This is a genomic window from Psychrobacter sp. KCTC 72983 (assembly GCF_014280455.1).
Classification (GTDB): domain Bacteria; phylum Pseudomonadota; class Gammaproteobacteria; order Pseudomonadales; family Moraxellaceae; genus Psychrobacter; species Psychrobacter pacificensis.
This window is the reverse complement of record NZ_CP060390.1, coordinates 2,893,681-2,916,861: the sequence shown is the minus strand read 5'-3', so window position 1 is coordinate 2,916,861 and position 23,181 is coordinate 2,893,681. Positions and strand designations below refer to the sequence as shown.

Below are 23,181 nucleotides of genomic sequence, written 5' to 3'. Positions count from 1 at the left end.
TTTACATGCCTTGATGATGTGGCTTGTCATGGCCTTTACGATCTTTTGAGTGCTTACGATCTTTTTCTTGTCTTTCTGATTTGAGCTGTTCCATTTTTGCACGCTGCTCAGCGGTCAACACCTGAGAGATGGCATGCTGCGTTTGGACGCGCTCAATAAAGCGCTGTTTTGCTTTTGCCGCTTGCTGATCGGCCAAACGGTTTACCGCCGCGTTGTTCAACGTACTTGCATTGGTCAGTGCTTGTATTTGTTGTTCCATTTGTGCGCGTTCTGCCTGATGTTTTTCACGGTCAGCTACGCGGTCGCCATGTTTTTCTTGCATGATGGCTTTGATTTGCGCTTGCTGCGTCGCTGTGAGATTCAGTTTTGACATTGGACCTCTCATGGCGCCGTCTTTATGGTTCTTTTGCATTTGATTCATTGGCGCGGTATCAGAGGCTGCATTGACACTAGAACATGCTGTCACAGTAAATACGCTAGAAGCTGCTAATACTGAGCCCAATAATAATTTTTTCATGATGACATCCTTTAATTACAGTGAGTTTGGTTAAGTAAATACTAAAGTCGTATCTTGCAAGCATCGCATTCTAAGCGCTATTAATCGTTGTGATTGGTCGTCTTAAAAGTGCAGGTCTTGCGGTTGATAGAAGCTATCTTACGGCAGTTAAAGGTTACGAACATTTATGAAGTATTAAGAAAGGTAACGTTTATAGCGAATTGACACGCGCTTGCCTGATAATATGGGCAAGTAAATGAATAAAAGCCAATTAAAATCATGGAAAGGAGGTGAGTGTGCCAAATATATTGATAGGCGATGATGATGAAGAATTGACTCAGTTACTACAAGAGTATTTGCACAACCATGGTATTCATTGCGACTGTGTCCATGATGGGGCGGCAGTTATACAGCGATTAAAAGCGGTGGCGCACGATGATTCCGCTTATGATTTGCTCGTCCTTGATATCATGATGCCAAAAATAGATGGGCTAAGTGTGCTGCGGCAACTGCCAAATATCAGTGATATCCCTGTGATTATGCTGACGGCAAAGGGCGAGGAGATTGATCGTATTATTGGTTTGGAGCTGGGCGCTGACGATTATATCACCAAGCCCTGTAACCCCCGCGAGCTACTGGCGCGTATCAATGCTGTGATTAAGCGTACCAACACGACCACGTCTGAGCATACGCCGCTACCAGAGAGTCGCTTGCATCTTGATCAAAATCAGCGTGTTTGTGAAATAGATGGTGTGGCGCTACAAGTGACGGGAACAGAGTTTGACTTACTCGTGGCGCTGCTCAAGCAAAAAGGAGATGTGGTTAGCAAAGCATGGCTGTCAGAGAATGTCTTGCAGCGTGAGTTGCAGCCTTTTGATCGTAGCCTTGATGTGCATGTGTCTCGCCTGCGCAAAAAACTTCAGCCTTTTCATGACGAACCAATAAAAGCAGTGCGCGGTAAAGGCTATCAACTGGTGCTCTAATGATAAAAACTTCCAGTAATCCCGTCAAATCACCGAAATTCAAAGTGCGAATCACGCTGTTTTGGCGTTTATTCCTGAGTCTATTACTGACGATACTAATTACCTCACTGTTATCCATTATGGTGGAGCGCTGGCTGGCTGAAAAAGAGCTAACGGCTCGTATGGACGTACAAATTGAGAGTCTATTAATTCAGCGTCAAGAGATGGTCGATGCGCTGCGAGTGGGTGATTTGATAGCTGTCAGGCAGATGTATCGTCAAGATCGACGCCTCATGAGTCAAATCAGAGTCTACGATGAGCAAGGCGCTATTATATTTCCGCGTTATCGAGATAGAGACGAGCGCACGCAAGGACGTGGGCAAAGCGGCCAGCAGTCGATGGAACGTGCCATGCAGCAACCACTGCCGCCACCGCCTAGAGCTTACGATAATAAACCAAGCAATCTGAATGATGAGATGCTCATAAAACAGCCTTCTGTTTTGCACGAGATCCTAAAACCAATAATGTCGAGCAGTGCTGCGATAGCGGATATTGATGCGCGTCCTGAGCTGGCAGACATCTCGGTTGAACTGCCTGATGGACAATCAGTCATCATACAGTTGCGCCCGCATTTACGTTTTGCAGATGTGGTAGAGCTACAGCATGGCAATTTTCCCATACGTTTATTATTGATTATTGCTTTTAGTGTATTGGTTTGTGTCTGGCTGAGCCGTACGTTGACTCAGCGTATTGGACGTGTGCAGAGTACCGTGCACCGTATGATTGATGGGGACTATCAAGCCAATCCAGCGCTATCAAAAATGGGTGATGATGAGCTGGGATTACTGGCCAAAGATGTGGCTCATTTGTCAACGAGACTGGCTGATAGTGAGCTGGCGCGTAAGCAGATGCTCAGTGATATCTCGCATGAGCTGCGCTCACCGCTCGCGCGTCTCGATGTTGCAACTGAGCTGACTCGTGATTTTGCACCCAACGCCCATCGTTATTTAGACCGTATTGACAAAGAGTCTGCGCGGATGAATGAGTTAATTGAGCAAATTATCCATATTCAATCCCTACAAATGCAGCAATACACGATTGATAATTTGGAGAGCGAAGCAGTCGATTTGTCCGAGATTATCAGTGACATCGGGCAGGATGTGTGTTTTGAGTTTCAGCATAAAGAGGTGAGATGGCAGTGGCAACCACCTGAATATTCATTTGCCAATGACTTAAAAAGCGCTTGGACAGTACAAGGCAATCAAGAGCAGCTGCATAGTGCACTTGAAAATGTCGTTCGCAACGCTTTTATGCATACGGCAGCGGGCTCAACAGTCATCGCTGAGATGAAAGCGGTGCAGATAGATAATAAGATGCCTGCGATTCAAATCAGTATCACGGACGAGGGCGGCGGCGTCGCTGACAATGACTTAGAACGTATCTTTCAACCCTTTGTCCGTCTCGACACGGCTCGTCATCGTGATACTGGCGGTTATGGGTTGGGGCTGGCTATTGTTCATGCTGTCGTGATGGCGCATAAGGGGTATATCAACGCCCATAATCGACGAGATGGTGTACTAGGATTGGTGGTGCAGATAGTATTACCGATTAAATAGTAAAATTTATCATGAGGAAGAGGAAAAAGCTCAACGTATCAGTAGATGCTTTTCATGGATTGATGTTTCATATTCTATCCAAAAGAAAATGTCTTATTTCTCAAAAACTGAAACCAGTAACACTTCAAAAGGCTGCATGATCCCTAATTCATAACTCGTTTTATTTGGTCATATCGATTCTCTTGCACCATAGATTTTATTTCTGATTTTTTAAATCTGACAAATCTGTAAGGGAGTATACATCATGAACCGCATCTATAAAGTCATCTGGAATGAAGCATTGAATTGCTTTACCGCAGTCGGTGAATACGCAAAAGGGCGTGGCAAATCTTCCAAATCTAGTGTTAGCGCTAACGCTACTATCAATACCACATCCAATGTATCTGCTATCAAGACATTACGCTTAAGTGCCATAGCACTTGGGCTAATGAAGGCAATAACAAAATAATCAATGTCGCTAATGGGGCAATCAACTCTACGAGTAAAGATGCAGTGAATGGCTCACAGTTAGATAACTTAGCTAAGAGCGTCGCCGCTAACAAAACCAAGTACTATAGTGTTAATTCAACCGCTATTGGCAATGTCAACAACGATGGCGCAACCGGACCCAATGCTATGGCGATGGGTGGCAATGCTAGTGCTACTGGCGGGCAAGACATTGCCATTGGTAGCGGTCAAAGTGGTCAGAACACCTCGCTATAAGATTAATACCGAATCAGGCGGCGCCGCCTCCATCGCTATTGGAGCAAAGGCATTATCTAAAGGTGCATTATCTACCGCAATTGGTGTGCAGTCATCGTCATCTGGTGTTGCGTCTTCTGCCTTTGGCATCGGTGCTTCAGCAAGCGAAAAATGCCATGGCTGCTATTAATGCTTTTGTAGTATGTTTCATACGAATCCTTGTAAAGAAACTGCAAGTAATAGGGAAGTTGAGAGTCGATATCATTTACAATCAACAGTTAACATAATAATGTCCTTATTAAGTCCTGTTTTAATATATTGATATTTATGCATGTTTTGGCGCATCAGGCTGCATCATAGGATCGGCATCTGCAAAAGCCTTTAGTGTGCGGCAATGCGTATCAATAGCGACGATATTGGGATAAGGAGTCAGGTCCACTTCGAAGCGCCGCGCAGAAGAAACCTGCGGGATCAGATAACAATCTGCAAAAGTGGGCCTGTCACCATAGCAGAACTGCCCCCGGTTTTTATCTGCTGCCAACCGTGTCTCTAACGCTGCAAACCCTTCAGTAATCCAACGATTGCACCATGCAATGACTGCCTCTTTATCTACTGACAACTCATTACGTAAGTACTGTAAAATACGGCGGTTATTAATCGGATGGATATCGCAGCCAATCATCGCACTTAGCGCACGCACGTACATGCGACCAGCGGCATCTTGGGGCAATAAAGCGTGCTCAGGGTAGGCTTCTTCTAACCACTCCAAGATAGCGGGACTTTGGTATAATAATAAATCGTTCGCTTTTAAGACTGGCACCAGTCCTTGCGGATTAATCGCTTTAAATGCGTCTTCTAACTGCTCATCTTGTGCCAGATTGATCGCGATATCATTATAATCTAAGCCTTTTAAATTCAAGGCAATACGGGTACGGTGAGAAGTACCACTGCGAAAATAGCCGTAAAGTGTCATCATTATTTATGCCCTTATTGTGATAGGTTATTTGTATCAAGCTTATGTGAGATAAAGTAAGTATTATTGAGCCGTGTCACTATTAATTTGACCTGTATGTCACCGCCAGTTCATTGAGCAATTCTCATTGAGCAACTCAGTATCAAGAAAACATAATTAAGTACACTAGAGACGAGCCATCATGTCAGCAGATAAAAATTTTTTAGATAAATCCGTCACGAGTAAAAACCAGAGTGGCATCCAGTCACTTGAGATTGGATTGTCGATACTAGATGTGCTTATCGATCGCCATGAGCCTATGATGCTAAAGGATATCGCTGAGGCCATGCAGATGCATCCCGCAAAATCCCATCGTTACTTGGTCAGCCTCATTCGCAAAAATTACGCTCGCAAGCTTGATGATGGGCGCTATGGGCTTGGCGATAGAGTAAATGCATTGGCAGCATTAGGACATACTGAGCTCAGTCAAAACAATCTCTTGGCGCGTCTCACGCAGGTGGCCAATGAGATTAAAGATACCCTAAATTGCGGTGTGCAAATTGCTAAGTGGTTTAGCGAAGGCCCAATTATTATTCAGTCCGTTGAACCAGACAGTCCGATTAGCATCATCACTCGCATCGGCTCACGTATGCCTTTGACGACATCAGCCACAGGACAATTGTTTGCCAGCTATCAATCTGACGCGATCATTCAGCCATTGGTCACCGCTGAATGGCAGTCAAGTAATGCCGCAGCAGATATGACAGAGAAGTGGCAGAATTTTGCTCAGCTGCAAGCCAAGATACGTACTCAAGGCTATGCGACAGTGACAGGCGATATGCTCATGGGTATTAATGCTATTACGATACCTGTGATATTGCCGCATTTTGCCAATAGTGCTGCTAATCTATCCACGAGTAGTGACAAAACCGCTAGCGAGGCTCTGCCGCTAGAATATGCCATTACTATCATTGGAACCACAGAGCAACTACCAATGAGTGAGCAACAGAACGTGGTTGAGCAAATACTAGCAATCGCACAGCGCTACCAAATAGCATAGCCAAAATGTTAACTACAAGCTGATTGGCTATAGTAGAACCTAATAAAATTAATACAGCATAGGAAACGCGCTCGATTAAACGCTATTTTTCTTGCTTGCTGTGACTGCGTCTCCAGAGGCTGCGAAAAATAGCGTTTAATCTTGCTATACCATTTTTGTAATGGTTTCACTATATCGCGTTATCGCGTCGAGAGATTTATTTACTCATGTTGTCTCACTAAGTCCATCCTCTAAACCACACAGGCGCTACTTGCGGCTTTTGCTTTTTCGTATACATTATTAGCATCTAGACCAGTGGCATTGACTTCATCTAGATAGTGCTTTGAGCCTTCCAATAATGGCCCCTTCCAGTCTGGGTCATTGAGTGGATCAGAGATATCGATCATGACAAAGTAATGATTGATAGATAATGTAAAAAAGGTAGCAAGTAGAAAAACGACGCAGTTACTCTCCGACAGGCGCAATGTCACGGGCTTCAGCGAACTCATCACTGTGTAAAAACTGTGTGTGTGCTGGGGCGCGTTTGGTACGAGACCATTCATCTAGCATGTCGTGCTTGATGGCCTCCGTAATCATCGAGACTTTGTCCTCTGAGGTCGGATCGTCATAAGTCAGCTCGAGACGATGCCCATTAGGATCAAAGAAATATATCGAGTGGAAGATACCGTGATTGGTCACGCCAATGACATCAATACCTGCACGTTCTAGTTGTTCTTTGGCTGCCATCAGCTCATTTCGGTCTTTTACCTTGAGCGCCAAGTGCTGTACCCAGTTTGGAGTATTGGGGTCAAAGCCCATTTCAGGCTGGTTGGGCACTTCAAAAAACGCCAATACGTTGCCATTACCAGCATCCAAAAAGACGTGCATATAGGGGTCAAAGGCTTTGGTCGAAGGTACGTGATCTTCTGCAAATGCCAAGATAAAATCCATATTGAGGTTTTTTTTGTACCATTCGACCGTTTCTTTGGCATCCTTGCAGCGATAAGCCACATGATGGATTTTTTCAATTTGAAAGCTCATATCCAACTCCTTTTGATAAGGCGTAGCGTGAATGTAAGAGGAACGATGCCCGTACTAATAGACCAAATGTCATGATGGTTCTAACGGCTCAAATCTACTGTCACTACGCCTTTTTTCTATGCCATTATTATTCGTTAAAATCGAAGCTAAGCGCGGGCAGTACCTTGCCTCGTACTTCACCAAACCCAACACGCACGCCATCTTTTTCGCTATAGCCTTTCATAATGACGGTATCGCCATCTTCGATGAAGGTGCGCGACTCACCGCCCTCAAGTGCTACGGGTTTGGTGGCATTCCAAGCGATCTCTAGCATCGAGCCATAAGAATCAGGCGTTGGCCCTGAGATTGTGCCCGAGCCCATCATGTCACCGACTTCAACTTTGCAGCCAGTGATGGTGTGATGCGTCAATTGCTGCGCCATTGACCAATACATGTATTTAAAATTGGTCTCGCAAATAACCGTAGCCGTTTTTGCATTTTCAGGCAGTAGCTCGACCGACAGATTGATATCAAAGCTGCTCTCTTTGTCTTTTTCATTGAGATAAGCCAGTGGTTCAGGCTCTTGAATTGGGCAAGCGGTGCTAAATGGTGCCAATGCATCCATCGTGACTATCCACGGAGAAACTTGCGAGGCGAACGTCTTGGCATTAAATGGGCCTAAAGGGACATATTCCCACTTTTGGATATCTCGAGCCGACCAGTCGTTGAGCAGTACCATACCAAAGATATGATCAGCGGCATCGTCTACGGCGATTGGTTGACCGATATGGTTGCCTTTACCAACGACAAACGCCGTTTCGAGCTCAAAATCTAGGCGCTGACAGGCGGAGAAAACAGGACGCTCATCAGGGTTAGGCTTTAGCTGTCCTGAGGGACGTACGATATCAGTTCCACTAGCGATGACGGTGCTGGCGCGTCCGTTATAACCGACAGGCATTTCCGTCCAGTTGGGTAGCAGGGCATTGTTTGGATCGCGGAACATCGTACCGACATTGGTCGCATGCTCTTTAGAAGAATAAAAATCGGTAAAGCCCGGTACTTGAACAGGTAGATGCATGGTAACGTCTGCTTGCTTGAACAGCGCCTTTTTTTGCAGATCGGCATTGTCACGTAAGTCGCTGTTGTCACTAGACAGTAGCGACTGAATGGTCGTGCGCGCCTGCGTCCAGTTGTCTCGACCAGAATCAATAAAAGCGTTTAGCGTCGACTGATCAAAATAAGGCCCGCCATTTAGGCTCAGTAATCCTTCTGACTCTAGCACAGACAAGTCTAGTACCTGATCGCCAATGGCAACGCCTGCACGGCGCGCACTATCTTTAGTGTCGCTAAAAATACCATACGGCAGATTGTGGATGGAGAAGTCAGAGTCCGCTTTGATGTCGATAAAAGAGGTGAGAGTACTGTCAATCGTTGACATGATTTGCTCCTTGCTAAAAGTATTATTTAATTACGTTATAGTTAATTATTTACTTATAATGTAATTTATTGATATGTTGATTGCAAGTTTTTTTGTGCCATGTCTTTTGCTTACTGATTGATAAGACAAATCCTAAGCACAAAAAAAGGCCAAGCAATCGCTCAGCCTTTTTTATTTTTTAGTCTATATGTCTGATTAATTTAGTCTTTTAAAACGTCTGCCATCGCATTGGCGACATAGTCGATGTTGCTGGTATTTAGACCTGCGACACACATACGAGAGTTGGATACCATGTAAATACCAAACTCACTTTGTAGGCGCTCGACCTGCTCAGGCGTCAATCCAGTAAAGCTAAACATACCGTTTTGACGCGTGATGTAGTCAAAGTTACGGTTGGGAATTTTGGCTTCTAGTACCGATTTTAGCTTTAGGCGCATGGCTTTGATACGATCACGCATCGCATAAACCTCGCCAACCCACTGCTCATGTAGGGCGTCATCGTTCATGACGATATCAACCACATGACCACCATGTGATGGCGGGCTTGAATAGATACGGCGTACCATCGCATTTAGCTGACCGAAGACGCGCTCAGCTTCGTCTGCGGTAGGGCATACGACCGACAGACCGCCAACGCGCTCGCCATATAGCGATAAATTTTTAGAGAATGAGTTGCTGACAAATAAAGGCAAGCCCATCTCAACGGCTTTACGAATGGCGTAAGCATCGCTGTCCATGTCCTCGCCAAATCCTTGATAAGCGATATCCATGAATGGAATCAATTCATGCGCTTTGATGACGTTGAGCACGGTATCCCATTGTGCTTGGGTCAAATCCATACCTGTTGGATTGTGGCAACAAGGATGTAGCAAGATGACATCGTGTTTGTTCAATGTTTCAAAAAACGCAATCATCTCATCAAATTTGATGCTGCTATTGGCTTTGTCGTAGTACGGGTATTTACCCACTTCAACGTCAGAGCCTTCAAAGATAGCGATATGATTGCCCCATGTTGGATCGCTCACATAGCACTTGGACTGTGGGAACCATTGGTGAATAAATTCAGCACCGACTTTCAGGGCGCCAGAACCGCCGATAGTGGCGGTGGTCGCAACCAAACCGTCTTTTAAGATTTGTGCGCCTTTGCCAAACAATAACTCCTGACAGCCTTTGCGGTGTCCAGGCAAGCCTGCCATTGGTAGATAGGGGCGCGGGGCAATAGGATCAGCAATACGCGCTTCGGCAGTTTTGACACAGTCGAGTACAGGCAGTACGCCACTTTCATCGTAATAAATACCAATGCCTAAATTAACTTTATTGGGATTATTGTCCGCTGAGTATTTTTCCATCAGCCCTAAGATTGGATCGCCAGCGTAATAATCGATACGTTCAAACATGCCATTTCCTTATAAGAATATAAACCAAGCAGCCGAAAATCATAGAGCAAATTGCTGATGAACTCAACACGCGAGTGCGTTATCTTGCGCAATTAATAAAATAAATCACCAAATAGCTTATCTCTTTGTCTAGCAGATGAGCTTGTGGTGTGATGCATCACTTCATCGACAGCGTTTCAGGCTGATGCAAGTCGTTGTAGTGGGTGGCAAAGTAGGTCTGCAAAAACTGCTTAAAGGCGATGGTTGCAGGAGACAGCGCCCGTGAGGCACGCTGATAGATAAAGAACTGGCGCATTTTTATAGGCTGCGTCAATGGGCGCATTTGCAAGCCGTTGGCGCTGACCCAATCGATGACCTCAGGCATATATGGGAGGCATAAGGTAATGCCGAACCCTTGGCGGGTCATCTCAAGCGCGGTGGACATAAAGTTGACTTTGTAGCGCGCTTGCTGAATCTGAGCGGCGATAGAGTCATCCAGCTCGACTGTCACCTGCTCAAGAAACGGGCCTTGTAGAGTGATAAGTGGAATATCAAGCAACTCCTGCCAAGTGATTTCGTCTTTTTGCGCCAGTGCATGATCGTCTGGCATGACCACGCAAAACGGCAGCTTGTATAACAGATCAGCACCGATATCATCTTCAGTTTCTATAAAACCAAGTTCAGTACCAACCCCCAAATCGACCTCGATGTCTTGAACATGCTTGAGCAAATTTTCTGCTGAGCAATCCAATAGCGACACCCCGATATTTGGATATTCCTTAGCAAATTGCGCGATGACGGCGGGCAGGGAGGATGCCGCAAACTGCGACACCGCTAAGCGCACCTGACCTTGCGCCAAGCTGGTCAAGCTACTTGCTTCATTTTCGAACAGCTGCATCTCATTCAAGATACGCCGCGCTTGTGGCAGCAGATGGCGTCCGACAGAGGATAGCGACAACTGGCGGGTAGTACGGTCAAATAACACGATGCCGAGGCCAGTCTCCAGCTCTTTGATCAGTCCGCTAACAGCAGATTGGGTGAGATACATCTGTTCGCTGGCACGAGTGAAGCTGCCGTTGTCAGCGACTTTGATAAAAGCGGTCAGTTGACGAATGCTGATATTCATAAGTAAACCTGATAAATAAATCATAAAAAACAATTAGTCTTATAAATAAAGCTAATCTAATATAAATACAACGTCAACAATAAAGATTGATTATCAATCGTTTTATCGCATTTTATTACTAATCGACTTTTTACCACCAATTGACATTAAGGATGATTGCAATGGCAGATTTATTTAACAACCCAATGGGACTAAACGGGTTTGACTTCGTCGAGTTTGCTTCTCCGCAGCCTGATGCGGTCGATGCATTGTTTAAACAGCTGGGATTTGCACATATCGCCAATCACAGATCAAAAGATGTGGCGCTATATCGCCAAGGTGACATCAACCTAATCCTAAACCGTGAGCCAAAGAGCCCAGCCAGTTACTTCGTCGAAGAGCATGGCGCTGGTGCTTGCAGCATGGGATTTCGGGTAAAAGATGCCAAAAAAGCCTACGAGCGTGCTATTGACATGGGTGCGCAGCCAGTAGAGGTGCCAACAGGCGTGATGGAGCTGAGACTGCCGGCGATTAAAGGTATCGGCGGCTCACTGATCTATTTGATTGACCGTTATAAAGACGGCGAATCTATCTATGATGTTGACTTTGAGTTTTTTGCAGACATCGATAGAAACCCTGTCGGATATGGTTTCAAAGTCATCGATCACCTCACGCACAACGTCTATCGCGGCCGCATGGCGTACTGGGCAAAATTCTATGAGCGTATCTTTAATTTCCGCGAGATTCGCTATTTTGATATCAAAGGCGAGTACACGGGGCTGACCAGTAAGGCCATGACTGCCCCTGATGGCAAAATCCGTATTCCGCTCAACGAAGAAGCCAAGCAGGGCGGTGGTCAGATCGAAGAGTACTTAATGCACTTCAATGGCGAAGGGATTCAGCACATTGCTTTGGCTAGTGATGACTTGTTTGCCAGTATTGATATGCTAAAAGCCGCTGGTATTCCACTTATGACTGCACCAAATGCAGCCTACTACGAGATGCTGAGCGAGCGCTTACCAAACCATGGTGAAAACGTCGCTGACTTGCAAACGCGCGGTATCTTGTTAGATGGTACGACAGAGGGCGGCGCACCGCGTCTGCTACTACAGATTTTCTCTGAGACCATCTTGGGTAGCCCAGTGTTTTTTGAATTTATCCAGCGTAAAGGGGATTATGCAGACGGTTTTGGTGAAGGTAACTTTAAAGCCTTGTTTGAATCCATAGAGCGCGACCAAGTGCGTCGTGGCACGGTCGGTCAGCAAGAGACCAATCAATCAGAAACAGAAACGCCGTAGGCCACGCTACATCTAGAAAAATTTACACAGTAAACGGACAAGGCAAAAGGAGTTTGGCTTGTCCTGCATGAGTGACTGATATTAGCCACTGACTTATCAGTATGAGTGCAAATATTCACTGCGATATAAGGAATACAGGCATGGAACGCCTCTCACAGATAGATTCTCCTAATACAGCCATCGGTGCCAATAGTTCTGTAGCCAAGCAGCAAGGCGGTGATGCATCTGCTCATCATAATGCGACCGATAAAAAGCAGCCCTATATCTCACATCAGTCAGATAGCCATGGTCATATTCATTATAGTGATGATGAAAATGCAATGTGGCAGGCGTTGCTTACGCGTCAAGCTGAGCAAATCCCTAACCGCGCTTGTCCTGCCTATCTAGAAGGTTTGACGAAGCTAAACTTGCCAACGACGCATATCCCGCAGTTGCATGATATTGACGAGGTATTGCAAGCGACCACCGGTTGGCAAACCGCAGCGGTGCCTGCATTAATCAGCTTTGGCAAATTCTTCAAACTACTGGCCAATAAATCCTTTCCTGTGGCAACGTTTATTCGCCGATTTGAGGATATGGACTATATCGAAGAGCCTGATATTTTTCACGAAATCGTTGGACACTGCCCGCTATTGACTCATCCAGCCTTTGCCGCATTTAATGAGACGTATGGCAAGCTGGGTCTGAGTGCAACGAAAGAGGAAAGATGGTTTTTGGCACGGCTCTATTGGTTTACCATTGAGTTTGGCTTGGTCGGTAGTCAGCCTAAAGACCGTAGAATCTACGGCGGCGGTATATTAAGCTCGCCTTCTGAAACCATCTATGCTCTTGATCAGACATCGTATGCCCAGCCAGAAACCCAAATACAACCCAAGCCTACACAGCAGCCTGAACACCGCGCATTTGATTTGCTTGATGTGTTGCGTACGCCTTATCGTATCGATCAAATACAGCCGATTTACTATGTGATTGACGAATTAGATACGCTATTTGATATCGTTGATAGCGACATCATGGGGACGGTCAAGCAGGCGATGTCACTTGGGTTATTTGAGCCGACCTATCCAGAAAAATCCCATTAAAATTTTATAAACATCCGCTCTACTACATAAGGACATAGCAGTGGAGTGGCGTCAACAAACCTCAGTATCACAAATCAGCATCACAAAACAATAAACTCGATAAAAGGACATTATCATGACAGTATTATCACAAAGCAGTTGCGAAGCTTGCCGTATTGGCGCACCAAAAGTCGACGAGGCCGAGGCACGCGAGCTATTGACACAAATTCCTGATTGGTCATTGATTGAGGTGGAGGGTATTCAGCAGTTGCAGCGTCAGTACAAATTTAAAAACTTCGTCGCAGCGATGGATTTTGCCAATCAATTGGCAGACATTGCTGAAGCAGAAGGGCATCATCCCGGCATATTGGTAGAGTGGGGCAAAGCGACCGTCACATGGTGGTCACATAGTATCAAAGGGTTGCATCGTAATGACTTCGTCATGGCGGCTAAAACCGATGCGTTACTTGATAAGTAACGCATCAGTCATTCGGTTATTCACTAGCAAACCAGTTCTCTAACTCTTCCAAACTCAAACCCAATCTAATGCCAGCTTGAGCTGGCATTTTAAGGATGTGTCATGCCACCAAAACCGCTCACCCAGATCAGCGCCAAGCTTGCCTTTATTATCTCAGCCATCGTCATCGCCATCATGGGTATTACCATGATTGGCTTTGGTTGGGTGCCGCACCTGTCTCTTATCCTTGCCATTTGTGTATTGCTGGCTATCGGTATGACCAAAGGTCTGAGCTTTAACGACATGCAAGCACAAATGGCCTCAGGCGTCATGCGCGGTATCGGCGCCATCTATCTATTCTTCTTTATTGGCCTCATGGTCGCCGCCCTCATGATGTCAGGGGCCATACCCACCTTGATGTACTTTGGTTTTCAGCTCATCTCTCCTGAGTATTACTATATCTCCGCCTTTATCCTCACCTCTATTATCGGTATCGCCCTGGGCAGTAGCTTGACCACTGCAGCTACCTTGGGTGTAGCCTTTATCGGCATGAGTAATGCCTTTGATGCCAATGTGGCGATAGCGGCTGGGGCGGTGGTATCAGGTGCGTTCTTTGGTGATAAGATGTCGCCCTTGTCGGATACCTGTACCATTGCGTCCTCTGTGGTCGGTATTGATCTGTTTGAGCACATTCGCAATATGATGTATACGACAGTACCTGCGTGGATACTGACAGTAATTTTGTTCTGGATATTCTCAGGTCAGACCGTCAGTGCTGATCTGAGTCAAGTGACCATACTACAAGGACAGCTGATTGACAGTGGCTTGGTGCATGGGTATTCGGTACAGCCCTTTGTGATATTGGTTGGATTGGCATTGTTTCGGGTCAATGCGATTTATACGATTATCTGTACGATTGCCGCAGCGCTGATCATCACTTATATGCACAGCTCACCAAGCTTTAGTCAATTAGGTGGTTATCTGTTTGCCGGCTATGCCCCTGCTGAGTCATTAGAGCTGGGGGAAGTAGGCGGTATGCTGTCGCGCGGCGGTGTACAGAGTATGTTCTTTACCCAAGCGATTGTGATACTGGCACTGAGTTTGGGCGGGTTACTAACAGCACTAGGTATTCTACCTGCATTACTGTCTGGTATTAAAGATACGCTTACGACATCAGGACGAGCGATCTTTGCGGCAGCCATGTCGGCGCTCAGTATCAATGGGCTGATCGGTGAGCAGTATTTGAGTATTTTATTATCCGGTACGGCCTTCCGGTCGACGTTTGAGCGTTTGCACTTACATCCAAAGAATTTGTCTCGGACGATTGAGGATGCAGGAACGGTGATCAATCCATTAGTGCCATGGAGTGTGTGCGGGGTGTTTATCAGTCAGGCACTAGAGGTGCCAGTATTAGAGTATTTGCCGTATGCGTTTTTCTGTTATTTGTCATTGCTATTAACACTGCTGTTTGGCTTTACGGGGCTGACGATTAGCCGAGTGGATAAAGAAGCAAAAGTCGTCGAAGCATAATAGGTGATGATTTATAAAAAGACGCGGCTTATATAAGCCGCGTCTTTTGCATTTAAATATTCATTAAATAAGCTTTTATTGATCTGCCGTTTGGGCATCCTGACTTTTCACCACTTTATGCTGATCCTCTGTGCTATCGACTTTCCAATAACTAGACACATATAGATGCGTCTTTGGTACGTCGCGCTCAACTTTGAAGTATTGGCGCAATACTCGCATACTATGAAACTCGCAAGCCGCCCAAACCGCGGGCTGTCCCTCAAGCCAAGTCAGTGATTTGACGCAGTCAAGTAACGGGCTGCTGTCTGCATTTGGATGAGGGTTGACCACCCACTGAATCTCGACGTTCTCTGGTTTTTTGAGTGTTTGCTGGTCTGCCTCAGTCGTCACTTCAAGCACGGCATAGCCGCGAGAATCGGCAGGCAATTGTGCCAAATTGACCGTGATCGCTGGCAATGCTGTCATATCACCGACCAATAAAAACCAATCGGCGTCATTGTTGATGAGTTTTTTTGGGCCAGGGCCGCCCACCAATATTTGATCGCCAGCTTTAGTGTTGCGTGCCCATGTCGACGCAGGGCCTTCAGCCTCATGTAATGCAAAATCAACGTCTATCTCATCATCACGCTGAGCGCTGACGGTATAAGTGCGTACTAAGGGCCGAGCATCCTCACCCTGAGGGAACATCAGTTTGATATAAGCGCTTTCTTGATCTACGGGGAAATCCGTCAGCCCCGTACCACCAAGCGTGACGCGGCACATATTTGGGGTGAGGTATTTGCTACCGATCACATCGAGTAATCTAGGGGTAGGTTTTGCCATTTGCTATGTCCTTCTTTTGTAGCATGTAACGATAGTGCGCAAAGCATTGTTTATTGTCGTCTGATAGCTTACAAGGCTAGCATATTGCTTTGATGATCGACTATCTTAAAAATGTATGGGTAAAAATGGTTTTAGAAAGTGGATGATTTTATTAATAACCGTCTTGTTAAGTTTAAAAAATCAGGTTTAAAAACTGGCTTTTAGGCTGACCGACATTTCACGCTCAGGCCCCATCCAGCAATTGTTAATATCATAACAAGCACCAACGTAGGTCTTATCAAACAGATTATTGATACTCGCGCCGACAGCAAGCATTGGGTTGATCTGATAATTACCGCCAATATCGACCAATGTCACGCTTGGTAGCTCATCTGTGTTTTGTTTGTCTAACTGCATCCCACCTTCATAGCGAACACCAGCATTGAGAGTGAGTTTGTCTGTCGCATAGTAGTCTGCCCATAGCGTGGCTTTGTGCTTGGCTATTTGGGCAGGAGTATTGCCGATCACTTCAGGATTAATTTCTTCTTCTGTGATCTCAGCGTCGGTGTAGCTATAGCTTGCCGAGAGATCTACCCAATCATTGAGCATACGGCTACCTGATATCTCAAAGCCTTTTGACTCAATTTCACCAGTTTGTGTTTGATTTGTATAGTTGACGTAATCTGACACCACGACATTTTTTTGGGCAATATCAAATACAGCAAACGTTCCTTTAGTCGCACGGTCTGGAGACAGATATTTGATACCAGCTTCTAATTGATCGGCCGTGGTTGGTTCAAATGCTTCATTGGTAATGAAGTTGCTACCAACAACTGGTTGAAACGACTGTGAGTAGCTCAAAAACGGTGATAGACCATTATCAAAGTTATAAATAGCAGCAAGACGTCCACTGGTTTCTGACGCGTCATTGTTGATCATTTTTTCGCTAGGGATTTCACCTTTCGATGTATCGGTTCGATCAAGGATACTTTTGAATTTATCATGTCGTAAGCCTGCCACCACTGTCCAGTCTTGCCACGTCATTTCATCTTGCACATAGAGTCCAAGCTGGCTTTGTTCGATATCATCGTATCGACTAAAGGTATCTAAGGGTAGAATATCGGTGCTGATTTGTGAAAAATCTGGATTCGATAAGTCAAGGTTTGGTGTACCATCTGCGCCAGCGTCATAATAAGTTGCCGTGCTGTCTGTCTCTTGATACTCAACACCAAACAATAGATTATGTGAGGTATTGACGGTATCAAACTTATAGGCCAGTTGGTTGTCTGTGGTCCAGTTTTTCATGCTTTCATCTGTTGTGTAAGCTATACGGTCTAAAATCGTATCACTACCCTCTACAAATCCTTCATCATTATACATATTGCGCTGCTGAGCTTCGGCATCGGTATAGCGCGTGATATGTTTAAAGGTGAGGTTATCATTGATGTCCCAGTTTACGGTGACGCTTGGCATAAATACTTCTTTGCTAAATTTATTCCATTTATCACCTGCATAAGCATCACTACCCAATTTGCCATAGCTTGCCTTGTAGACAGTGCCGACAGCAGGTAATGGGGTAGAGGGCACCATTTCTGGATCATCTTGATAAAACAGATTGGCAAGTATTGAGACATCATCAGTTGCTTGCCATTCAAGCGATGGATTAATCAGCAATCGCTCTTCTTCTGTCGTTTGCATTTGACCGTCTTTTTGGCGTTTTAGCGCGACTAAGCGATAGTTCAAGGTGTCTGTAATAGGACCTGTGCTATCGACGGCCACTTCTTTTAGGTTTTGATTACCAAGTCGCAGCTGTACTTCATTTTCTTGCGTGCTTTTAGGGGCTTTGGCGATTTGATTGACCATACCCCCAGGTGCTGCATAACCATATAATGAAGATGCCGAACCTTTCACCACTTCGACCGCTTCAGTCGCATAGATATCTACTTGGGGCATCAGGTTATATGCACCATCATAAGGCAGTCTGAGTCCATCATAAAAGTTTGAATAGGTCTTAAATCCGCGAATGTTGTATTCGTCAAAGATAGAGACCGTGCCGCGACTCTCCGAGCTTACGCCTGGCTCATAACGCAAAGCAGCGTTGACACTATTTGCTTGGCGCTTTTGTAACAGCTCCTGATCGATGCGGGTATAGCTCATAGGCGCATCTTCAGGGTCTAAGGCGGTCTTGGTACCGGTGCTGCGATAGCCATCTGAATAAACGGTAATTGTATCCAAGGTAGCTGATGGTGCTGCCGTCGTATCATTACCCACTTTATTAGTATTAAGAGAATTTTCTACGCTTGTCTCAATCACGTTATTTTCAATATTGTCGACCGTATTGTTTCCGATACTAGTTGGGCTGTTCTCAGCATAGACTGAATGACTTAGACTCATTGCCAAGCCCAGTTGGACGGCTAAAGTTAAACGTTTTTGACGAATGGATTTGGACGTTGAGACAAAGCGCATTATATTTCCTTGTGAGTTGTGATTAGATGTCGAAAACAAAAGAAAATAAATAATAACATTAATGATAATAATTATCATTAATGTTTGAAAATAAATCTTCTCTCAAATGATGTGAAATTCGTTCTTACGCCAACATGGCAATGGCATCTTTACTCGCCCGCTGTCGCTCTTCAGCATTTAACTCAATGAGGCGGCCTTCTTTCATGAGTAACAGTCGATCTGCATGCTCAAAGTAACCATCATCGTGACTGATAATAAACAGCGTTTTACCGAGTGCTTTTAACTCAGGGATTAGGGTTTGATAGAACACGCGGCGAAACGCAGGGTCTTGGTCAGCGGCCCATTCATCAAGTAGCAAGATGTCTTTTTGTTCAGCGACAGCAATAAGCATGGCCAAGCGTTTGCGTTGTCCCTGCGAGAGCTTATCGGTAGACAGCTGGTTGTCAGCCACACTTATTTTATCTTGCAAGTCCAATTTATGCAGCCACGCATTGACCAGTGCTTTGTCTGGCTGCCGTCCTTGTCTGCCAATCAATTGCTTAAAAATATGCTGATCGCTAAAAATGGCAGAATACAGCTGTCTATAATCGGCATTATTCTGTGAATTAACGGGCTGTTTGTCGATGGTTACCGCACCTGTGGTAGGGGTGAAAATGCCTGTAATAATCTTGGCAAGTGTCGATTTGCCGCTACCATTCGCCCCGATCAGAAACACCACATCGCCTCGTCGTAGCGTTAGATTGACGTCTTTTAAAATATTACCAGAGTGATCGCTGTCTTTAGCTATTAATGCCTGAGCACCAGTATCATTGCTATTACTGACACTGCTATTACTGGCATTATCACTGGCATTATCACTGGCATTATCACTGGCATTATCACTGGCATTCGAAACACTGTTATTGGAAACATTGTAGCGATAGTTAACATCAGTTAGCGAGATGGTTTGCCAGTGTTGGCTGGTGTTGTCCGTTCTAAATAAAGGTTGGTACTCAGCCAGTTCTAGCGATTGTATTTTGTCTAGGGCAACTTGAGCCGTCTGTAGTGTTGGATATGCACCGACGGCGTGAAGCAGCGGCGACTGCATAAATAGAATCGTTAAAGAAAAAGTGGTGGCGATGCCCATCGAGATGCCGAGATAATTTGATATGGCAAATATCACCCCAATCGATGCAAACATCATAATATTTGACCAGTTCACCGCTGATAAATGAAAAGTATCAGACTTGGTGACAGTCTTTTCATAGGATTTAGCATGGGCCAAAAAATCATCTGTATACAGTTTTTCTGCTCGGTGTTGGTTAAGTGCCAGCTCTTTACGACCTTCTATAATCGATTGATAATCCTGATATAAGACGTCATTAATCTCTCTCAACTTTGTCAAATGTGTATAGACATGCTTGACCAATAGGTTGCTTATCCAAATCGTCATCGCAATCCAAAACATGACAATCAGCAGTAATGGTAGCGACAGCCAGCCCAGATATAACCCCACACCAACAGAGAGGATAACGCCTTGCACCAACTCCGGCATCCGAACAAAGGCGACGGTAATAGACTGAATATCTGAGGATAGACTGGCAAGTAACCGCGCACTACCCAAATGATCTATCTGAGGAACGGTGGTATCGATGATTTGTTTGACCAGCTTGGTTCTGAGCTCATAGACAAACTTGTGCCCCAAACGGGTGAGTGCATATTGCGATACAAAGGTAGTCACCAGCAACAGCAGCACGAGCAGAGCAAACTGCCCTAAGCTCGACCACGATAAGGTACTGAACACAGGCTGACTGATAAAGGTTTGATTGATATAAGCAATGATACCCACACTGACGGCAGCATTGATTAAGTTGAGTAAAATGACTTTTAGAAAGGGCAGACGATACTGTGCCCAAATCATATGATGTAGAGAAACGCTGGCACGAGAGGACATAGTGACTCAGTAATAGTATGGATGTTTGATGGCATAAAAGGGAATAGGTCACACCTAATCCCTTTTACTGAAGTTCGTTAGATAAGTACGTTTTATAGTCAATTCTCTATAAAAGAATTACAGCGTTAACCTCGCTTCAAGTATCACATATACATCTGCACTGGGCTGCCTTGTACTACTTTTAAATTGAATCAACTATAGCTGATATATGTTAAAAATTGAATGTGGCTGACACTTTTAAGGCCGTTGGCTCACCTGCATTTAGATAGCCTGAATCTGCATAACCGCCTACTGACTGCCAATAATCTTCACCCGTGACATTGGTTACCACGCCTTTTAGAGTAACGTCTTGTCCTGCTAGCATAGTGCGATAGCGTGCACCAAGGTCTAAGGTCGTATAACCATCAACCTTTAAGGTATTGGCATTATCCGAGTAACGAGAGCCTGTGTGGATAATATCGCCCGTTAATGTCAGTCCTTCAACTGCGGCTAAATCATACTCTAGGTTGACATTGCTCTGTAAGGTAGGCACACCAATCACTCGATTGCCATCTAATGCACTATCACCGGTGTCTTTTTGTTTGGCACTTAAATAACTGACGCCCGCATTGAGGCGCATGTTTTCACTTGGGCTACCAAAGACAGTCAACTCCACACCTTGATGGCGGTTTTCTCCAGCTGCAGTAAACGTATTTGAGTTGTTGATATAAGCACGTGGTTCATCAGTTCGGAAGACAGCGAGACTACTGCCAATCATGCCATTGTCGTATTTCACACCCAGTTCAGTTTGCTCACTCACGTACGGATCTAGATTTTGACCACCATTAGTGACAGCGTCATTATCGTTAGTTAGAGGCGCTCTTTTACCTGGTGCTAGACTTTCGATATAATTACCATACACAGACCAGTCCATTGTTGGCTGATAAACAATACCGATACTTGGGGTCCACTCACTCTTATCGTAATGAGCCGTTTCTGCCTGCGTGTTGAAATCATAGCTGGTGGTTTTTATATTTTGATGACGCACGCCTAAAGTGGTTTTTAGCTTATCGTCGAACAGTGATATGGTGTCTGCTAGCGCAAAGCTTTGGAGTTGCTTTTCGTTGGTTAATTTGGGGTCGTCTAAATTTCCACCGAAGACTGCTGTGCTTTTAAAAGGGACTTCAGCGTAGTCGGTTGGGTTGTACAAATTGGTTGCGAGTTGGTTACCAAAATCAAAAGCGTAAGCGCCTTTTTCTTCTTGATCATAGAGGTTTGCGGCCAACACTAAGCTATGAGCCACTTCACCGGTTTGTAATTTACCACGTAGACCAAGCTCGGCGCTTTGTACTTTATCTTCTCGAGTATTGTCAAAGCGATAAACTGTACCCGCACCATCAACGTTGTTGACAGTTAACGTGGCTAGTGAGTTTTCTTCCTCGCCACTTCGCACACCGTAAGCACCATAAGCGGTGATATTGTCATTAAAGTCATATTCTCCTCGAATCGTACCAAAGACATCCTTTTCATCTGAGTAGGTCCAAGGCTGCGCCCAATTTTTTGAGCCGTCTGGCGCATTTGGTACACTAGACACCCCACCAAGATTGACACTAGGACGAGTCTCTGACAGCTTATTGTCTTGCCAGCCTAAATCTGCTGATAGGCGATACTGATCCCCTCTATAGTCCAAACCAAGTGCAGCCAGACCCAAGGTCGACGACTCATCATCGATAGCACTGTCACCATCTTGATAAGCAGCATTAAAACGAACACCAATAGCATCATCGCTACCAAAGCGATCACTGACATCTACCGCGACCTTACCTTGGGCACCTTGACCATAACCAAGCGTCACTTCACGTAGTGGCTCATTACTAGCACGTTTCGGTAATAGGTTAATCGTACCACCAGCATTGCCGCCACTAGGGGCGGCACCATTTAGCATGGCAGAAGCGCCGCGCTGGACTTCCACCCGTTCAAACAATTCAGTTGCAATGTACTGTCTTGGTAAGATGCCGTATAGACCATTGTACATGGTGTCATCTGATGTGGTGATAAAGCCACGCATAAAGTAGGCTTCTTGAAAGTTACCAAAACCCCTTGCCACGCGAACAGTAGGATCCTTTTTGAGTAGATCGCCTACACTTTGGGCTTGCTGATTGGTGATATATTTATTGGTGTATGAGGTGGTAGAGAACGGCGTATCCATGATGTCTTGGTTACCCAAGATTCCGACGCGGCTACCGGTCGCAACTTGGCCACCTTCATAGGCGCTTGGTAGACCATCCGCTGAAGCATCAGCGCTACTAGTGACGACGATAGTATCAAGTACCACATTAGGAGTGGTTTGAGTATCTACATCATCTGCCTGTGCCCATGCCGATTGACTCGTTGTTAATACGATGACAGAAGTAGATAGACAGGTTGAGCATAGTGTCTTTAAAGAGAGGGGTTTAGTCGATACCAATCTAGAAGGTATAGATGCTAATCGTAGAGAAGAACCAGATACATTCGAAAGATTAAATAACGCAGCAGATAAGCGAGACAGTTGCATGAATATTTCCAGCATGTAATTTAAATCGTTATTATATTGATAATAATTTTCATTATCAATATTATTGCGGAACTAATGCTAAATATATTTTCAGGTTAAAATTTTAAATGTATTATTTATATTGCCGATAGTGGTCTTGCCTGCTCAATTTCTTGTTTTGAAATGTAGGGCGTGTTGACAATTACCGTAAATGGATAATCGTCGCTGCTAAATAGATATTAGCAGCAAACGACTCATCCGTTTTTCAGCACGCATGGCAATTTTCTTGAAATCTTTCAGCTTACAGAAGAAGTTCTCGATTAAATGACGCCACTTTTACATTTCTTTATTGAAATCTCGTTGCTTTAAACGAGAGCGTTTAGGGGGTATGACCGCTTTGCTACCACCCTCTTTTCAGTCTAGCAGTAGCCAATCCGT

The 23,181-nt window shown here is 45.0% G+C and carries 21 protein-coding genes; 10 read left to right on the top strand and 11 right to left on the bottom strand.

Annotated features, from left to right (window positions below; genetic code table 11):
- Nucleotide 1 precedes the first annotated feature (1 nt).
- Nucleotides 2-517, bottom strand: coding sequence for a Spy/CpxP family protein refolding chaperone (locus PSBA01_RS12465; RefSeq protein ID WP_071001490.1), 516 nt, complete (start codon nucleotides 515-517; stop codon nucleotides 2-4).
- A 275-nt stretch (nucleotides 518-792) separates the two neighbouring features.
- Here PSBA01_RS12465 and PSBA01_RS12460 point away from each other — a divergent pair, with 275 nt between their 5' ends.
- The 5 genes from PSBA01_RS12460 (at nucleotide 793) to PSBA01_RS12440 (ending at nucleotide 3,945) form a co-directional block, all read left to right on the top strand.
- On the top strand, nucleotides 793-1,479 hold the full coding sequence (locus PSBA01_RS12460; protein ID WP_071001491.1) for a response regulator transcription factor: 687 nt from the start codon (nucleotides 793-795) through the stop codon (nucleotides 1,477-1,479).
- Nucleotides 1,479-3,074 (top strand): sensor histidine kinase, encoded by a 1,596-nt coding sequence (locus PSBA01_RS12455; protein ID WP_186474587.1) that lies wholly within the window; start codon nucleotides 1,479-1,481, stop codon nucleotides 3,072-3,074. Before PSBA01_RS12460 ends, PSBA01_RS12455 begins: the two co-directional genes overlap by 1 nt.
- A gap of 244 nt (nucleotides 3,075-3,318) precedes the next feature.
- Nucleotides 3,319-3,522 carry an ESPR domain-containing protein gene (locus tag PSBA01_RS12450; RefSeq protein WP_071001493.1) on the top strand — a complete coding sequence of 68 codons (204 nt, stop codon included), beginning with the start codon at nucleotides 3,319-3,321 and terminating at the stop codon, nucleotides 3,520-3,522.
- Between the two features lie 44 nt (nucleotides 3,523-3,566).
- Nucleotides 3,567-3,776: a hypothetical protein gene (locus PSBA01_RS13355; protein ID WP_071001494.1), complete on the top strand. Its 210-nt coding sequence runs from the start codon at nucleotides 3,567-3,569 to the stop codon at nucleotides 3,774-3,776.
- Nucleotides 3,700-3,945, top strand: coding sequence for a hypothetical protein (locus tag PSBA01_RS12440; RefSeq protein ID WP_186474585.1), 246 nt, complete (start codon nucleotides 3,700-3,702; stop codon nucleotides 3,943-3,945). Before PSBA01_RS13355 ends, PSBA01_RS12440 begins: the two co-directional genes overlap by 77 nt.
- 135 nt (nucleotides 3,946-4,080) lie before the next feature.
- Here the strand turns inward: PSBA01_RS12440 and maiA are convergent, their stop codons facing one another.
- Complete coding sequence (gene maiA, locus PSBA01_RS12435; RefSeq protein WP_222436698.1) at nucleotides 4,081-4,728, bottom strand: maleylacetoacetate isomerase; 648 nt, start codon at nucleotides 4,726-4,728, stop codon at nucleotides 4,081-4,083.
- Nucleotides 4,729-4,909: 181 nt separating this feature from the next.
- On the opposite strand from maiA, the gene PSBA01_RS12430 reads away from it, so the two are divergent.
- Entirely contained in the window at nucleotides 4,910-5,767 is an 858-nt protein-coding gene (locus tag PSBA01_RS12430; protein WP_186474583.1) for an IclR family transcriptional regulator, read from the top strand.
- Nucleotides 5,768-5,997: 230 nt separating this feature from the next.
- Here the strand turns inward: PSBA01_RS12430 and PSBA01_RS12425 are convergent, their stop codons facing one another.
- The 5 genes from PSBA01_RS12425 to PSBA01_RS12405 all read right to left on the bottom strand — a co-directional run bounded on the left by PSBA01_RS12425 (nucleotide 5,998) and on the right by PSBA01_RS12405 (nucleotide 10,706).
- Nucleotides 5,998-6,153: a hypothetical protein gene (locus PSBA01_RS12425; RefSeq protein WP_228724591.1), complete on the bottom strand. Its 156-nt coding sequence runs from the start codon at nucleotides 6,151-6,153 to the stop codon at nucleotides 5,998-6,000.
- A 58-nt stretch (nucleotides 6,154-6,211) separates the two neighbouring features.
- On the bottom strand, nucleotides 6,212-6,787 hold the full coding sequence (locus tag PSBA01_RS12420) for a VOC family protein (protein ID WP_058024265.1): 576 nt from the start codon (nucleotides 6,785-6,787) through the stop codon (nucleotides 6,212-6,214).
- Nucleotides 6,788-6,914: 127 nt separating this feature from the next.
- The gene (fahA, locus tag PSBA01_RS12415; RefSeq protein WP_186474582.1) at nucleotides 6,915-8,204 is read right to left on the bottom strand and encodes a fumarylacetoacetase; all 1,290 of its coding nucleotides are present in this window, start codon (nucleotides 8,202-8,204) and stop codon (nucleotides 6,915-6,917) included.
- Between the two features lie 200 nt (nucleotides 8,205-8,404).
- Nucleotides 8,405-9,601 (bottom strand): aromatic amino acid transaminase, encoded by a 1,197-nt coding sequence (locus PSBA01_RS12410; RefSeq protein WP_071001500.1) that lies wholly within the window; start codon nucleotides 9,599-9,601, stop codon nucleotides 8,405-8,407.
- A 157-nt stretch (nucleotides 9,602-9,758) separates the two neighbouring features.
- Entirely contained in the window at nucleotides 9,759-10,706 is a 948-nt protein-coding gene (locus PSBA01_RS12405) for a LysR family transcriptional regulator (RefSeq protein ID WP_186474581.1), read from the bottom strand.
- A gap of 161 nt (nucleotides 10,707-10,867) precedes the next feature.
- Here PSBA01_RS12405 and hppD point away from each other — a divergent pair, with 161 nt between their 5' ends.
- The 4 genes from hppD to PSBA01_RS12385 all read left to right on the top strand — a co-directional run bounded on the left by hppD (nucleotide 10,868) and on the right by PSBA01_RS12385 (nucleotide 15,031).
- Nucleotides 10,868-11,983 carry a 4-hydroxyphenylpyruvate dioxygenase gene (gene hppD, locus PSBA01_RS12400; protein WP_186474580.1) on the top strand — a complete coding sequence of 372 codons (1,116 nt, stop codon included), beginning with the start codon at nucleotides 10,868-10,870 and terminating at the stop codon, nucleotides 11,981-11,983.
- A 140-nt stretch (nucleotides 11,984-12,123) separates the two neighbouring features.
- Nucleotides 12,124-13,065 (top strand): phenylalanine 4-monooxygenase, encoded by a 942-nt coding sequence (phhA, locus tag PSBA01_RS12395; protein ID WP_083328803.1) that lies wholly within the window; start codon nucleotides 12,124-12,126, stop codon nucleotides 13,063-13,065.
- 115 nt (nucleotides 13,066-13,180) lie between these two features.
- Entirely contained in the window at nucleotides 13,181-13,522 is a 342-nt protein-coding gene (locus PSBA01_RS12390) for a 4a-hydroxytetrahydrobiopterin dehydratase (protein ID WP_058024261.1), read from the top strand.
- Nucleotides 13,523-13,624: 102 nt separating this feature from the next.
- Nucleotides 13,625-15,031 (top strand): Na+/H+ antiporter NhaC family protein, encoded by a 1,407-nt coding sequence (locus PSBA01_RS12385; RefSeq protein ID WP_186474579.1) that lies wholly within the window; start codon nucleotides 13,625-13,627, stop codon nucleotides 15,029-15,031.
- 75 nt (nucleotides 15,032-15,106) lie between these two features.
- On the opposite strand, the gene PSBA01_RS12380 is transcribed toward PSBA01_RS12385, so the two are convergent.
- The 4 genes from PSBA01_RS12380 to PSBA01_RS12365 all read right to left on the bottom strand — a co-directional run bounded on the left by PSBA01_RS12380 (nucleotide 15,107) and on the right by PSBA01_RS12365 (nucleotide 22,764).
- Complete coding sequence (locus tag PSBA01_RS12380; RefSeq protein WP_186474578.1) at nucleotides 15,107-15,853, bottom strand: siderophore-interacting protein; 747 nt, start codon at nucleotides 15,851-15,853, stop codon at nucleotides 15,107-15,109.
- 186 nt (nucleotides 15,854-16,039) lie between these two features.
- Nucleotides 16,040-18,298, bottom strand: coding sequence for a TonB-dependent siderophore receptor (locus tag PSBA01_RS12375; RefSeq protein WP_186474576.1), 2,259 nt, complete (start codon nucleotides 18,296-18,298; stop codon nucleotides 16,040-16,042).
- A 124-nt stretch (nucleotides 18,299-18,422) separates the two neighbouring features.
- Nucleotides 18,423-20,231, bottom strand: a complete 1,809-nt coding sequence (locus PSBA01_RS12370; RefSeq protein ID WP_186474574.1) for an ATP-binding cassette domain-containing protein — start codon at nucleotides 20,229-20,231, stop codon at nucleotides 18,423-18,425.
- Between the two features lie 211 nt (nucleotides 20,232-20,442).
- Nucleotides 20,443-22,764: a TonB-dependent receptor gene (locus PSBA01_RS12365; protein ID WP_186474573.1), complete on the bottom strand. Its 2,322-nt coding sequence runs from the start codon at nucleotides 22,762-22,764 to the stop codon at nucleotides 20,443-20,445.
- Nucleotides 22,765-23,181 lie beyond the last annotated feature (417 nt).

What these genes read in the sequence shown, in the direction of transcription:
- PSBA01_RS12375 (WP_186474576.1), bottom strand. Translation starts at nt 18,298, where the DNA reads ATGCGCTTTGTCTCAACGTCCAAATCCATTCGTCAAAAACGTTTAACT.
- PSBA01_RS12370 (WP_186474574.1), bottom strand. Translation starts at nt 20,231, where the DNA reads ATGTCCTCTCGTGCCAGCGTTTCTCTACATCATATGATTTGGGCACAG.
- PSBA01_RS12465 (WP_071001490.1), bottom strand. Translation starts at nt 517, where the DNA reads ATGAAAAAATTATTATTGGGCTCAGTATTAGCAGCTTCTAGCGTATTT.
- PSBA01_RS12365 (WP_186474573.1), bottom strand. Translation starts at nt 22,764, where the DNA reads ATGCAACTGTCTCGCTTATCTGCTGCGTTATTTAATCTTTCGAATGTA.
- PSBA01_RS12385 (WP_186474579.1), top strand. Translation starts at nt 13,625, where the DNA reads ATGCCACCAAAACCGCTCACCCAGATCAGCGCCAAGCTTGCCTTTATT.
- PSBA01_RS12430 (WP_186474583.1), top strand. Translation starts at nt 4,910, where the DNA reads ATGTCAGCAGATAAAAATTTTTTAGATAAATCCGTCACGAGTAAAAAC.
- maiA (WP_222436698.1), bottom strand. Translation starts at nt 4,728, where the DNA reads ATGACACTTTACGGCTATTTTCGCAGTGGTACTTCTCACCGTACCCGT.
- fahA (WP_186474582.1), bottom strand. Translation starts at nt 8,204, where the DNA reads ATGTCAACGATTGACAGTACTCTCACCTCTTTTATCGACATCAAAGCG.
- PSBA01_RS12455 (WP_186474587.1), top strand. Translation starts at nt 1,479, where the DNA reads ATGATAAAAACTTCCAGTAATCCCGTCAAATCACCGAAATTCAAAGTG.
- PSBA01_RS12380 (WP_186474578.1), bottom strand. Translation starts at nt 15,853, where the DNA reads ATGGCAAAACCTACCCCTAGATTACTCGATGTGATCGGTAGCAAATAC.
- PSBA01_RS12410 (WP_071001500.1), bottom strand. Translation starts at nt 9,601, where the DNA reads ATGTTTGAACGTATCGATTATTACGCTGGCGATCCAATCTTAGGGCTG.
- PSBA01_RS12405 (WP_186474581.1), bottom strand. Translation starts at nt 10,706, where the DNA reads ATGAATATCAGCATTCGTCAACTGACCGCTTTTATCAAAGTCGCTGAC.
- PSBA01_RS12450 (WP_071001493.1), top strand. Translation starts at nt 3,319, where the DNA reads ATGAACCGCATCTATAAAGTCATCTGGAATGAAGCATTGAATTGCTTT.
- phhA (WP_083328803.1), top strand. Translation starts at nt 12,124, where the DNA reads ATGGAACGCCTCTCACAGATAGATTCTCCTAATACAGCCATCGGTGCC.
- PSBA01_RS12390 (WP_058024261.1), top strand. Translation starts at nt 13,181, where the DNA reads ATGACAGTATTATCACAAAGCAGTTGCGAAGCTTGCCGTATTGGCGCA.
- PSBA01_RS12425 (WP_228724591.1), bottom strand. Translation starts at nt 6,153, where the DNA reads ATGATCGATATCTCTGATCCACTCAATGACCCAGACTGGAAGGGGCCA.
- PSBA01_RS12420 (WP_058024265.1), bottom strand. Translation starts at nt 6,787, where the DNA reads ATGAGCTTTCAAATTGAAAAAATCCATCATGTGGCTTATCGCTGCAAG.
- hppD (WP_186474580.1), top strand. Translation starts at nt 10,868, where the DNA reads ATGGCAGATTTATTTAACAACCCAATGGGACTAAACGGGTTTGACTTC.